This window comes from Providencia sp. 2024EL-00732 (genome assembly GCF_044006275.1).
GTDB classification, from domain to species: Bacteria; Pseudomonadota; Gammaproteobacteria; order Enterobacterales; family Enterobacteriaceae; genus Providencia; species Providencia huashanensis.
In genome coordinates, this window is sequence record NZ_JBIPDG010000003.1 from 293,186 (window position 1) to 307,282 (window position 14,097).

Consider the following 14,097-nt stretch of genomic DNA (forward strand, 5'->3'; position numbering starts at 1 on the left):
TTAATATTTATTTACGAGAAGTGAAATATAGAGTTAATTTATTAGGATGAAAATGTGGATACTCCAAAATTGCGATCTATGTTGTGTAATTTAGCTATTTTTTCATTGTAATGACAATAAATAATCGACTTTATCGATTAAAGTAGCTTAGATATGCTGCCCTAAGTCCCCGATAGAAACAAGCCTCGCTAAGCTTAGCATCTTATGTCAGCCAGCCTAACAACACTGGCTGTATTTTAATCCATAATTAACAATTACTGTTTTTCATTAAATAAAGAAAAAACCTGTTCAGATGTATGTTTTTGAAGATGTTGATTTGTTGCGTCACTGGTTAAAAATGATTTCTCACTGCTAAAAGGCGCCATCACTTCAGTTAACCTAGATATACTAAGATCACTAAACTCCCCTTTATAAGGGGCACTCTCAAGCTTTTTTCTTAAACTAACTTCAGTACTCAATCGACTTTCAAATGATGCTTTCTGAATCAGTTCATCCACGTTGTACGAAGCAAACTTATTAATACAGTTTATCTGTAAATGTTTATGAGTTTGAGATTGTTCTCCGAAAACTTGGCGTAACATTAATATTGTCCCCGTACTGGGGTCAGTTAAAAGCAGATCATCATTGTACTGATTTACTAGTAAAGAATCTAAATCATCAACAGGCAAAGAGATTGTATCTATTAAAGAGTCATTTGCGTAATTATCAATAACAATTACCTTATAGTGCCGCCAAACAGATCTGATTAATACATACCTACCTAGTCCCTCACCTCCGCTCAATACTAAATTTTTAACATTAGAAATGACTGGAGGAATAAGTATTCCATTCTCTTTTTTTGCTTGGATAATTAATGATGTCCCCACAGGGCTAGGTTTATCCTCACCATTTAAAATTATATCATGATAAAGTATTTCATCATTTTCTGTAAAAAGAAGCACCCCTGAATTGACTCTTTTGACACTTTTAAACTTAGTATTAGGATGTAATTCAATAATAGAAGGCAAGCTAGAAACCTCCTTAATTTGGTAACCGGAACCAAACGAGTCTCTTAACTGCTCAGGAGTTGCGTACTTTTGTATGTAAATTTTACGACTAACTGTATCAAAAATAAGTACACCGGAGTCGTCCTTATTTCTACCTAATAATTTTAGTGTGTTTCCTGTTAACAATTCTTGGGCGATAACAACTTTGTTATCTACATACCATGCAGGTACCGTATCCTTACCATTTGACGATTTAATACCGAATAATGTCAGTATAGGCAAGTCACTGAATAATTCATTCAAACTATCCCACCAAAAAGGGTGTTGCTCAAACCAAAAAGTATTAAGTGCGACTTGATGTGATTTCCCATCTGCATTTATTTGATAGACTATTCCATAAACATCTATGGCTAAAATACTTTTTTCCCAAAGAATAACATTTTTTAAATCAGGTATCTCAATACTCTCCATGACTGATGACGTTGAGTTTAAATTTTGTTTTTCAAAACTTTCTTGGCGATAGATTATTTTATTCTTATCATTATAAAAATAAAATACTTCATTTCCTTTTTCATCTAACAAGCCCCCCACTAAAAATAAATTAGAAAGTAGAGATGTATCCTCTTTAGTCGGATTTAATGATAAACCACCTCTTTCTCTTATAGAATTATAATTAGGAATTATTATTTTATCATTTTCTATAAAATACCAATAACGCTGTGATACCTTACCTTCACTTTCTTCTGATATCATAACTATTTTTGCTAATTCAGAAGTAGTATAGTTTGATATCCGACCATTGTCTGTAATACCTACCATATGTTCAGCTAAAAAAGACACCGTTTTATTTGATGATATCTTATCAAATAATTCAGAGGGATTTTCTTGTGATATCACATCAATGGTAATACTCAACAACTGTATTTTATTATTATAAAATAAGTGGGTAGTTTTAACTAAATTACCTTTTACCATTATTTCACATGAAATATAAATACTTTCATCCTCTTGCCATATATCAATAATTTCAATTGAAGCAGTTTCCGGATAGGTCATTTTATACTCAGACAGAATATCTCCGGAGCTAATATCAACCCCCAACATTACATTACTTTTTAATACATAAAAGTATGCCACTTCGTCAAATGCCGTTCCAAGGACCATATTATTATTTTTATATTTTTCTGAATTAATGAATATAAATCGTTCTTTATCCATTTCAAAAAAAGCACGCCCGACGTTTATCTCATTGTGTTTATAATTTTCTATAACTATATATTTTTCATATAATTTATTTTCATGAGATAATTGCCTAAGATGACTAACAAGCGTTTGCTGACTATTTCCCCATTGACTCGCATCTTCACTAACAACACTCACTGTTAATGCTTCAAAATTTACTTTGCTCAACTCATTATTTTTATCTAATACAAAAATATTATCTTTATTTAAATAAGATGAAATTTCTATTTCAACACCACCGATATTCAGGCCATTTTCCAGAACCTTAATGCTTGGGTTATTCAGTTGCTCTGTATTTATCACCCAACGAGATGCCTTCCCATCATCATCCATTAACTTAATTTTAACGCCTTCTTGTATGCTTATTTGATATTCACCCCCACCACCTTGGATTTCATATTTTATATACCCATGCCATTCCTTGGCTAATTTTGGAACAAATAAATACCTATATTGTTTATCTAACCTAACTTCAATTGGTGTATCAACATATTCATGGTAAATTTGTGTAATTGTATTCTCACTCGGGAATATATAAAAATCATAATCAAAGTTATCTTCATTTTCTAGGCGCCTAATCACATCAAAACCGCAATCATGGCGCATTGTTGCTCCTGGCCATAAGTTATAATTATATTTAATATACGATTTAGGTATGACTGGCAAAATTAGCGCTTCTACATTTTCGGTCTCTAATTTATGTACCTTATTTTGATAGCCTATCCCATCACGAATATTAATCGCTTTATCTTTATCAATTACCATTGTAGGGAAATTGCCACCCCAAAAAATATAATTTCTCCTTCCACCACCGGCTGATACTGAACTGGTTCGATAAATATATTGGCTATCAAACTCAATTTGCTTCGACCTTAAATCAATTTTTCTAAATACCGCACCAAAACGAGGCACTAACGCTTTTTTGTCACTTAAATAATCATATCCATTACCTTTATAAGCTTGATCAAGAGCATAAAAATAACGACCAACTGCTTTTGCATTATCACCTATAATAGCAAAATTACGTGCTAGCCCCGCAAACCCAATGCCAAGTCCTGCGAATATAACACTCGCACCTCCCAAAGCCATCGAGGTACTCGCTGCACCTAAAAAACCTGCCCCCGCACTACCAGCCCCTGCAATTAGCCCTACTGAATCAAAAGCTAATTGAGTACCAAACACCACGTTTTGAGATTCATTTTCTGCATGTTCTAGTTCATAAATATCAAAGCCAACAACTGCACCATTAAAAATTAGCCCTACACCTTCATTTGCTACATTAGCTAAAGAAAAAGAAAAATCACTAATTACCATCGCCGATGTATTGGATTCTTCGATTAATACTGTTTTAACTAATTCCGTTATTTTCACTGCATCGGTCATTGTCCCATGAGCCGTCATCGTATAGTTAACATAGCTATGCAATTTAAGTGCTAATGATAAATTAGAGGAGTTCTCGTTATCTTCACTCAACTTTTTCGTTCTATTTTCAGCCCATTGAATTATAGATTGTATTGCTATTCCCGCATTTAAGCCTTCAATAGGTACTGTATTAATATCCCCCCCTTTTGGAACCACTTTATTTTCATTAATATAATAATATTGCTCAAATGCCAGCATATTTTTTTCATAGTAATTTTTAAATGCCATTAATGAGCTGTCTGTTGTTTCAGCCCAATAGGTTGATTGTGGATCATCTTTATTAATGAATTGAATCCGATAGTGGTTATCTTCAATTTCCTCGATATTTGAAAATAAAGGAAGCCAACTTTTCCCTAACCGATGTTCAGATGATATTTTTTCTATCGATTTACTTAGTGATTTCCCCCACTGCTGTGCATCTAAAATAGTAAGTGATGTTTTTAACTGAATATCTACTTCAACTATATCCTGTCGTTCAATTAGTTGAACAACCGATTGTTGGCGCTCTGAAGCTGTACTGAGAGACTCTACATCACTTAAATTGTCAACATTTAAATAATTACCAACAGGAACTAATGCCATATCATCATTGACAATTGTCAGCACTGAAAAAGTAGGCGTACTATCTGTACCAAAGGCAGAATAATACTTCGCCATTTGGTTATCTATCATAAACTTATTTACCGCAGAAAAAAGAGATTTGCTTTTATCAAAAGAGAATAACCCAAAGTTAGGGTCATAAAAATAATATAGTGTATAACCATCCGTAACTGTTTTACCAATCAACATGGAATGTGTTCTTGTATTTACTGCAAACATCATATTTTTTTCTTTTAAAGTTAATAAATTTTTTATGTCATTTAAGTCCATATATCCATGGGGAATTGAAGCCTCTACTGCACTAATATTAGAATGTAATTTAGCTAATGCTGATTTAAACAAAACAGAATCCGTTTCGTTGGGGGTTGCTGAAGCAACAAATAACCTATCAATTAATAAATTAGCGCCCTTTGTTCCTCGGTTTGATAATGCAACTGACATGGCCCTAACTAATGGATAACACCGCCCATTAGATGTATCATCAGCAAGCATCAAATAGAAATCTTGTGGTGCAAGGCGATTTTTTACACTACCATTTAAATAAAAAAGCTCGCTAATTTTTTCCGTTTTATTTAATATATTATCGATATATTCTTTATGCTCAGACTCTTCTATTTTTTTATATAACGCCCCTCTATTTAATGCAGTTAAATTTTGATTTACATATATTTCTTTCATTTGTAGGGATGTCATATCATCCCTAACTAAAGCTATGCTAATCTCACTAAATTTTTGCATCCCATTATTAAAATCTATTTTGAATTTTATATTATCTGAGTTTTTGTGGATATAAACCAAGTTATGATAACGGTTTGTAATTAAAAGATCAGACTCGATATTTCGTCGTTTAATTGACTTACGTTCAATAACCCAATCCATCCCTTTTTTTTCTTTGACTTGATACCATAACCAACTCCGCTCCGCATCCCGAGTTTCTGAAAGAAGCGATTCATATTGTTCTGTTATAAATAATAAATACATTCTATTTTTGGCTATTTTTGTTTTTAAAACATTAATTCTATTTCTTTCTTTTACCTTGTTAAGACTTAATGATTCTAAATGTTTTAATTCAGATTCCCATTTTTTTAAAAGCTGTTTAAGTAAGATTGAGTCCGACTTAATTTTATTGCTTATATTGTTTATTATTACCACCCAAGGATTAGATGCTAAGTTATCTAATGAAAAATCGTCAAATTCAAAATTATCTTTATTTATATCATTTGTAGGAACATTATATAGCTTTGCTAAATTCAATATTCTCTTGTGTAACCTACCCCTATATTCTATAAATTTTCGCTTTTTGTATGATAGAAAATTAACACTTGCATGATAGCTATCTAATGGTTTGTTTTCATCTCGAAAAATAGGGATAGCAATATTGCCCTCTATTTTATATTTTTGCTTTTGTAATAAAAGTTGCCATTTACCGTTAATATATTGCATATATGCTGCGGCAATTCCTCCGTGACTCCCTTCTACTCTATAGTCATTATAGTCAATAGCCATAACGACATTATCATAGAGGATAGAACTATTAGTTCGCCTATCTTGATAAACCCGATAACTCTCTGAATTTAAGTCAGTTACTATTATTGAGTGACCTGAAAGCGTCCCTGTAAATAAAAACTTTATTTCTTTTGCATTTTTAGGGATATCTATATAAATAGGTCGCTTATTATTATCGTTTATTCTGTTACACCCTAAAAAATAACTTTCAATACTTTCTCCATTCCTAAGTACGTCAGAACCACTGACATATTCCATACTATAAGCGCCATCCGCAACCTTAATGAATTGTATTCGACCTTCTGTAAATGGCTGCTCAAAATGTGTTATGCTATCAGTATTAATGGCATTTCTTTGAGTAAACTCGATAAAATTAGACGTAGTTAAATTAATATCATTGCTTTTAATTAGTTCTTTTCCTATTTTTTTTTGCGCATCATTTATTACAATCATTAAATACCCATCCCTATTGAATACAGGTTAAAATTAATATAAAAACAGTTAAACACTATTAGTTATAAAAAATTTAAGCAATAACTCATTAGGTAATAGAACTAAAATAAGAACTAATTCAGCTGGTAGAAAATAATATATTAATTATTTAAATTTATTATCTATGAATAGTAGATAAAAAAGGGAAGCCTAAGCTTCCCATGTAATAATATTATTAAGGTCAAACTAAATTAAGCTTGGCCTTTCACTTCTTTCAGGCCATTGAATGGCGCATTTTTGCCTAATGCTTCTTCAATACGAATCAGCTGGTTGTATTTAGCAACACGGTCAGAGCGGCTCATAGAACCGGTTTTGATTTGGCCTGCTGCTGTACCTACAGCTAAATCTGCAATAGTTGCATCTTCAGTTTCACCTGAACGGTGAGAAATAACCGCAGTATAACCGGCATCTTTCGCCATTTTAATTGCAGCCAAAGTTTCAGTTAACGAACCGATTTGGTTGAATTTGATCAGAATAGAGTTAGCAATACCTTTATCGATACCTTCTTTTAAGATCTTAGTGTTCGTTACAAATAGGTCGTCACCAACCAATTGGATTTTGTCACCAAGTACTTTAGTTTGGTATGCGAAACCGTCCCAGTCAGATTCGTTCAGGCCGTCTTCGATAGAAACGATTGGATACTGTTTAGTCAGTTCTTCTAAATAGTGAGTAAACTCTTGTGAAGTAAAGGTTTTGCCTTCACCTTTTAACTCGTAGTTACCCGTTTCTGCGTTATAGAACTCAGATGCTGCACAGTCCATCGCTAGAGTAACGTCTTTACCTAATACATAACCAGCTTGTTCAACGGCTTCTTTAATTGCGGCTAAAGCTGCTGCGTTTGATTCCAAGTTAGGAGCATAACCACCTTCATCACCAACTGCTGTATTCATACCTTTAGATTTAAGTACTTTAGCTAAGTGATGGAAGATTTCAGAACCCATACGAACCGCTTCTTTCAGTGTTGGTGCACCAACAGGCTGGATCATAAATTCTTGGATATCAACGTTGTTATCTGCATGCTCACCACCATTGATGATGTTCATCATAGGTAAAGGCATAGAATATTGACCATGAGTACCATTCAGATCAGAGATATGCTCATACAGAGGCATGCCTTTTGCTGCTGCTGCTGCTTTTGCGCTTGCTAAAGAAACAGCCAGAATTGCGTTTGCACCAAATTTAGATTTGTTTTCTGTGCCATCAAGGTCAATCATGATTTGGTCGATATTGGCTTGATCTTTTGCATCTTTACCAGTTAGGGCTTCTGCGATTGGGCCATTTACAGCGGCAACTGCTTTCAGAACACCTTTACCCAGAAAACGTGCTTTATCACCGTCACGCAGTTCCAGTGCTTCACGAGAACCTGTAGATGCACCTGATGGTGCAGCTGCTAAACCAACAAAGCCGCCTTCTAAATGAACTTCAGCTTCTACAGTTGGGTTACCACGAGAGTCAATGATTTCACGGCCGATCACTTTAACAATTTTGGACATTAGGTTTTCCTCAGTACAAGTTAAATTTCGGGAAGCTGGCACACCTGCACCGACTTCCCCATATCTTATTTCAACTCACCTTTCTGGTACTTACCAGCGGCTTTAACAAAACCTGCAAACAATGGGTGACCATCTCTTGGAGTAGAAGTAAATTCAGGATGGAACTGACATGCCACAAACCATGGATGATTTGGATTTTCAATAATTTCCACCAATTTGTTATCTACTGAACGACCTGCAATTTTCAAGCCTGCATTTTCAATGCGTTTCAACAGTAAATTATTTACTTCGTAACGATGACGGTGGCGTTCAATAATGGTTTCTGAACCATACATATCACGCACTAAGCTACCATTCACTAAGTGACATGGCTGACCGCCGACTCGCATGGTACCCCCAAGGTCACTCTCCTCAGAGCGAACTTCAAGGTTACCCTCTTCGTCACGCCATTCTGTAATCAACGCAACAACTGGGTATTTACAATCTGCTTTAAATTCTGTTGAGTTTGCATCTTCCATATTGGCAACGTTACGAGCAAATTCAATCAACGCAACTTGCATTCCCAAACAAATACCTAAATAAGGGATGTTATTTTCACGTGCATATTTTGCCGTCAGAATTTTCCCTTCAATGCCACGTTCACCAAAACCACCTGGAACTAAAATAGCATCCAAGCCTTTTAGTAATTCAACACCACGAGTTTCAATATCTTGTGAATCAATTAATTTAATGTTCACTGTTAAACGGTTTTTCAAACCACCGTGTTTTAGTGCTTCAATAACTGACTTATATGCATCTGGTAACTCAACATATTTACCTACCATCCCAATAGTGACTTCACCTGCAGGATTAGCTTCTTCGTAAATAACTTGTTCCCATTCAGATAAATTCGCTTCTGGGCATTCGATACGGAAACGGTTACAAATATATTCATCCAAACCTTGTGATTTTAACAATGCTGGGATTTTATAAATAGAATCAACGTCTTTTAAGGAAATAACCGCTTTTTCTGGTACATTACAGAATAACGCAATTTTTGCACGCTCATTCGCAGGGATAACACGGTCTGAACGACAAATTAATACGTCAGGCTGAATTCCAATTGATAGTAACTCTTTCACAGAATGCTGCGTTGGCTTAGTTTTCACTTCACCCGCTGCTGCAAGGTATGGCACTAAAGTTAAGTGTAAGTATAAAGTACGCTCACGACCTACTTCTGCCGCCATTTGACGAATAGCTTCTAAGAATGGCAATGATTCAATATCACCAACAGTACCACCAATCTCGACAAGAACGACATCATGGCCTTCGCCACCACGGATAATTCGGTCTTTGATTTCATTAGTGATATGCGGGATAACTTGAATTGTCGCACCTAAGTAATCACCACGGCGCTCTTTGCGCAGAACTTCGGAATAAACACGCCCAGTCGTAAAGTTATTGCGACGTGTCATTTTGGTACGGATAAAACGCTCATAATGACCTAAATCTAAGTCAGTTTCAGCGCCGTCTTCTGTAACGAAAACTTCCCCGTGTTGGGTAGGGCTCATTGTACCTGGATCTACGTTGATGTAGGGGTCCAGTTTCATAATCGTCACATTGAGTCCACGGGCTTCGAGTATAGCCGCCAAAGAGGCTGCGGCAATGCCTTTACCCAGAGAGGATACGACCCCGCCGGTCACAAAAATATAATTAGTTTTCATGCTGAACCTGAAAGTTTAGGTTTAAAAGATGATGGATATAACAGGACGGGAAAACAGTATACCCGAACCTTAATTTCGCTACAAATGTTCTAAGCATAATAAGGCTAAATTTCATCAATACTCTAATATTATCAGCAAGTTAAAAACGAAAATTATTTATCGCTTTAAAAGTAGTCATCTATGTCTGTTTTTATAGATTAACACAGTTTAAAGGCAAAAGCTAAATCCTTTCAGCTGATTATATGGCGTAAAAAATGCGATTCTGCACTAACTTTGATTTTGAATAACTATTTACTCTATCACCCGCTATTTAACGCCCAAAAATGCCACGTTATTCATTGTTTTTGAAGCTTTGTTTGGGAATGTTGAATAAATTACTTTTAGAATAAACCAACAATATCCAAATCTTAAAACGACAGATAGTTTCAATACTTACATATAATGGCTCTAAATAGTTCGCATTACAGCTAGGCAGCAAGAGAGGATATCTCGGGGAGCATACATAAGTATGTGACCTGTGTAGCCGAACGCAGCCAACAACGCTGTAGTGCGAAATATGACGAGACATTTTATTCTTGGCGCTTAACCTGCTGCCAAAGTGCTTCCATCTCCTCAAGTGTAGCACTTTCTGTAGATTTACCACTTTCAGCTAAACATTTTTCAATTTGACGAAAACGAGATTCAAATTTGTTGCATGCTTTTTGTAGCGCTATTTCAGGTTTATGCCCCAAATGGCGAGATAAATTTACTGTGGCAAATAATAAATCACCAATTTCTTCTTCAAGGCGCGTTTCATCGACAACAACCTGAGTTGCTTCCTCCATAACCTCTTCTAATTCTTCATGAACTTTACCAACTACAGGACCCAGTGTATCCCAATCGAAACCCACTGATGCACATCGTTTTTGAATTTTATACGCTTTCATCAGCGCGGGTAATGAGCTTGGAATATCATCCAGCACAGAAAACTGGGATTTCTCAGCTCTCTCTTTCGATTTACGTTTTTCCCACCCGTCAATCACCTCTGTACTGCTCAGCGTATTATCAGCATCAAAGATATGGGGATGGCGGTGCTCAAGCTTATCACTCACGGCTTGGCAGACATCATTAAAATCAAACAATGACTTTTCATTCGCCATTTGTGCATAGAAAACCACCTGAAATAATAAGTCCCCTAATTCACTTTTTAAGTCAGCAAAATCTTCACGCTCTATTGCATCTAACACTTCATAAGTTTCTTCAAGTGTGTATGGTGCGATAGTTTTAAACGTCTGTACTTTATCCCATGGACAACCGCTTTGAGGGTCGCGTAGCTGTGCCATAATAGACAATAAGCGTTCTATCTGAGGATTGGCCTGACTCATTTTTATTCCCTTTTTTCTTTGATTTTGTACGCGTTGGCTTTTTATCACTGACTGATTACAAGATAGAACCAACTGAAACGATTTTTACAATGGCAGTTTTATATTTTAATTAATGCAAATTGCATGTAGACGACAAACAAAAATAGTCTGATAGGCATACACCAATGCGTAATGCAGTTACCTGAATGCCCGTTCCATGCAACTTGAAGTATGACGAGTATAATATGGGAATTCAATAAGCTATCTCCCCTTCATCAACTATCAATGACGATAAAAAAAAACAAATTCGACATTTTTACCTTCATTTATGAAAAATACTGTCCAAAAAATAAGTATGGTAAGAAAAACATTAAAGAGCTAATAGCATGTTTAATAAAATTACGTATCCAGTCAGTGAACTAAACACAACGGATATCACACCAAAAAATCGCCTTAAATCTTTGTTTTCAAAAAAAAGTAAAATTAATTAGCAACTCTTCAATCAACCTTCATCCGAAAGGAGTTGGTAAAGGGTATGAAACTTGCAAAGCCTTTAGCTTTGAGAAAAGTACTCGATCAGATATCTACTTTAAAATCGGTTATATCAGTGATTTTAAAGGAATGAAGGAAGAGGCTCTAACCATACACGGAACTCCTAATGGACAAGTTTCAATGTATTCGAATAATACGGCCAATAGAAAATACTTAACGGTAAAAGAGGCGATATCTCCTATAAAATCAGTTCACAATGTTGACCTTACGGTTTCCCAAAAACCACTGCATGTCCTATCATGCTTTGGTGTTACTAATGGTGTCTATCAATCATTTGCGAATGAATTAAACAGAGAAGTCATAGGATATGGGGATGGAGGTGTGCTAAGAGGTAATGATACCTCTGAATATTTATCTAATCCCAATGTTGACCCTCTACTTTCGGTCATTGACCACAATACACCACAAGAAAAAACGATGATCGCGAGTGTTCATAAGTATTACCCTGCTCACGCAAAAAAATAGTATTTGGCTAAAGTAAAAGACCGCAGCCAACAACGCTGCGGCTCAATATCTGACGACAACCTATGATGAATGGCGTTTTGCTTCTATCACATCAGGTAACTGATTTAATTTTGCGAGTACCCTGCTTAGTACCTCAATGTTATAAAGCTCAATTGTCATATCTATTGTCGCTAGTTGCTGTTTAACATCACTACGACTACTGACACCAAGGACATTAACTTTTTCGTTCGCTAAAATTGTCGTAATATCGCGTAATAACCCACTACGATCGTTTGCGACTACCCTGACGACTAAAGAATAACCACTTGAATAGTTTTCCCCCCATACGGCATCAATAACACGCTCAGGGGCATGGCTTTGCAATTCAGCCAACTGTTCACAATCCGCACTGTGAATGGAAATCCCTCGCCCTTTGGTAATAAAACCGACAATTTCATCACCCGGGATTGGCTGGCAACAACGCGCAATATGGTGCATCAGGTTACCCACCCCTTCGACGACCACACGACCACTTCCATGAGATGGTGCCCTTGGAACTGAAGACTTACTTTCCAGCGTCTTCATCGCTGCACGGTCTTCTTCTTCTGCTGTCGCCTTATTAAACTTACTTTGTAGGAAGTTAACTAATTGGTTGATACGAATATCACCACCACCAATACCCGCTAAAACTTCATCTAATGAATGAACGTTATACCGCGCTATCAACAGCTTTTCTGCTTCTCTAAGACTAATATCGAGGTGAGATAACTCGCTATCCAATATTTGGCGACCCGCAAGGATATTTTTGTCTCTATCTTGCTTACGGAACCAGTTTTGTATTTTCGCTCGTCCACGGCTAGTGGTAACATAGCCAAGGTTAGGATTTAACCAGTCACGACTAGGATTTGGATGCTTTTGCGTAATAATTTCAATTTGATCACCCATTTGTAGTTGGTAACTAAATGGCACGATGCGACCACCAATCTTAGCCCCTATACAACGGTGACCCACATCACTGTGGATATGATATGCAAAATCAAGTGGCGTCGAACCCGTTGGCAAATCAACGACATCACCTTTAGGTGTAAAGACATAGACTCGGTCATCAAATACTTGGCTACGCACCTCATCCAGCATTTCACCAGAATCGGCCATTTCTTCTTGCCATGCAATTAACTTACGCAGCCATGCAATGCGGTTTTCATAGCTACTGCCCTTGCCAACACCCGTTGCGCCTTCTTTATACTTCCAGTGCGCTGCAACCCCTAACTCTGCATCTTCATGCATTTGACGAGTTCGTATTTGAATTTCAAGGGTTTTACCATTTGGCCCAAGTACCACCGTATGAATCGATTGATAACCATTTGGTTTTGGATTCGCCACATAATCGTCAAACTCATCCGGCAAATGACGAAAGTGGGTGTGTACAATCCCTAGAGCAGCATAACAATCTTGCAAGCGTTCGACGACAATACGCACTGCACGCACATCGAACAGTTCATCAAACGCTAAAGATTTTTTCTTCATTTTGCGCCAGATACTGTAAATATGCTTAGGGCGACCGTAGATATCAGCTTGAATACTCTCTTTTAACATATACTTTCGTAATGTCCCTACGAAGTTATCAATGTATTCTTCACGATCGATACGGCGCTCATGGAGTAATTTAGCAATTTTTTTATACTCATCAGGGTGCAAATAACGGAAACAAAAATCTTCTAGTTCCCATTTTAGCTGGCCTATCCCCAAACGATTCGCTAAAGGCGCATAGATATTTGAACATTCTTTAGCGGCTAATACGCGCTCATCTTCTGTTGCATCTTTTACCTCACGTAAATGTGCGATGCGTTCAGCTAATTTTATGACAACACAGCGGAAATCCTCTACCATCGACAGTAACATACGACGGATATTATCCACTTGTATCGAGCTTGTTTCACTCGACTGCGTGGCTTTGAGCTGGCGAATTGCGTCCATTTCCAACACGCCCTTAACAAGTTCGTTAATAGAATTACCAAACTCATCAATCACATCTTGCTCTTTTAGCTCCCCTTCTTCGACTAAAGGGAAAAGCAAAGCTGCTTGTAAGCTACCGATATCCATACTCAATGTAGAGAGTATCTCGGTCATTTCAATGCCGCGCCATAGCAATAAAGGCGCTTTTTCTTGTCCAGCTAATTTGTCATGACAGTATTGCCAGGTATGGATGAGCTTTTCTTCTGATTGCTTATTGCCCAAACCTAAACCATTAACCCAATTTTCTGGGGCAAACTCACCTGCTGGGGTAAGATGTGCACTTCTTACTGCAACCATA

6 protein-coding genes are annotated in these 14,097 nt (G+C 36.6%); 1 reads left to right on the forward strand and 5 read right to left on the reverse strand.

The window, feature by feature from the left end:
* Nucleotides 1-254: 254 nt before the first annotated feature.
* The 4 genes from ACHB7C_RS08065 to mazG all read right to left on the reverse strand — a co-directional run bounded on the left by ACHB7C_RS08065 (nucleotide 255) and on the right by mazG (nucleotide 10,808).
* Complete coding sequence (locus tag ACHB7C_RS08065; protein ID WP_395346961.1) at nucleotides 255-6,209, reverse strand: TcdA/TcdB pore-forming domain-containing protein; 5,955 nt, start codon at nucleotides 6,207-6,209, stop codon at nucleotides 255-257.
* 230 nt (nucleotides 6,210-6,439) lie between these two features.
* On the reverse strand, nucleotides 6,440-7,741 hold the full coding sequence (eno, locus tag ACHB7C_RS08070) for a phosphopyruvate hydratase (protein WP_042848174.1): 1,302 nt from the start codon (nucleotides 7,739-7,741) through the stop codon (nucleotides 6,440-6,442).
* Between the two features lie 65 nt (nucleotides 7,742-7,806).
* Entirely contained in the window at nucleotides 7,807-9,444 is a 1,638-nt protein-coding gene (gene pyrG, locus ACHB7C_RS08075) for a glutamine hydrolyzing CTP synthase (protein ID WP_042848176.1), read from the reverse strand.
* Between the two features lie 569 nt (nucleotides 9,445-10,013).
* On the reverse strand, nucleotides 10,014-10,808 hold the full coding sequence (mazG, locus tag ACHB7C_RS08080) for a nucleoside triphosphate pyrophosphohydrolase (protein ID WP_129466331.1): 795 nt from the start codon (nucleotides 10,806-10,808) through the stop codon (nucleotides 10,014-10,016).
* A 651-nt stretch (nucleotides 10,809-11,459) separates the two neighbouring features.
* Between mazG and ACHB7C_RS08085 the strand changes: the two genes are divergently transcribed.
* Complete coding sequence (locus tag ACHB7C_RS08085) at nucleotides 11,460-11,804, forward strand: hypothetical protein (RefSeq protein ID WP_198860868.1); 345 nt, start codon at nucleotides 11,460-11,462, stop codon at nucleotides 11,802-11,804.
* A gap of 60 nt (nucleotides 11,805-11,864) precedes the next feature.
* On the opposite strand, the gene relA is transcribed toward ACHB7C_RS08085, so the two are convergent.
* The gene (relA, locus tag ACHB7C_RS08090) at nucleotides 11,865-14,096 is read right to left on the reverse strand and encodes a GTP diphosphokinase (protein WP_042848182.1); all 2,232 of its coding nucleotides are present in this window, start codon (nucleotides 14,094-14,096) and stop codon (nucleotides 11,865-11,867) included.
* Nucleotide 14,097: the final 1 nt, after the last annotated feature.

Excerpts from the sequence above, each read along its gene's own strand:
- pyrG (WP_042848176.1), bottom strand. The coding sequence starts at position 9,444 with ATGAAAACTAATTATATTTTTGTGACCGGCGGGGTCGTATCCTCTCTG.
- ACHB7C_RS08065 (WP_395346961.1), bottom strand. The coding sequence starts at position 6,209 with ATGATTGTAATAAATGATGCGCAAAAAAAAATAGGAAAAGAACTAATT.
- relA (WP_042848182.1), bottom strand. The coding sequence starts at position 14,096 with ATGGTTGCAGTAAGAAGTGCACATCTTACCCCAGCAGGTGAGTTTGCC.
- ACHB7C_RS08085 (WP_198860868.1), top strand. The coding sequence starts at position 11,460 with ATGTATTCGAATAATACGGCCAATAGAAAATACTTAACGGTAAAAGAG.
- eno (WP_042848174.1), bottom strand. The coding sequence starts at position 7,741 with ATGTCCAAAATTGTTAAAGTGATCGGCCGTGAAATCATTGACTCTCGT.
- mazG (WP_129466331.1), bottom strand. The coding sequence starts at position 10,808 with ATGAGTCAGGCCAATCCTCAGATAGAACGCTTATTGTCTATTATGGCA.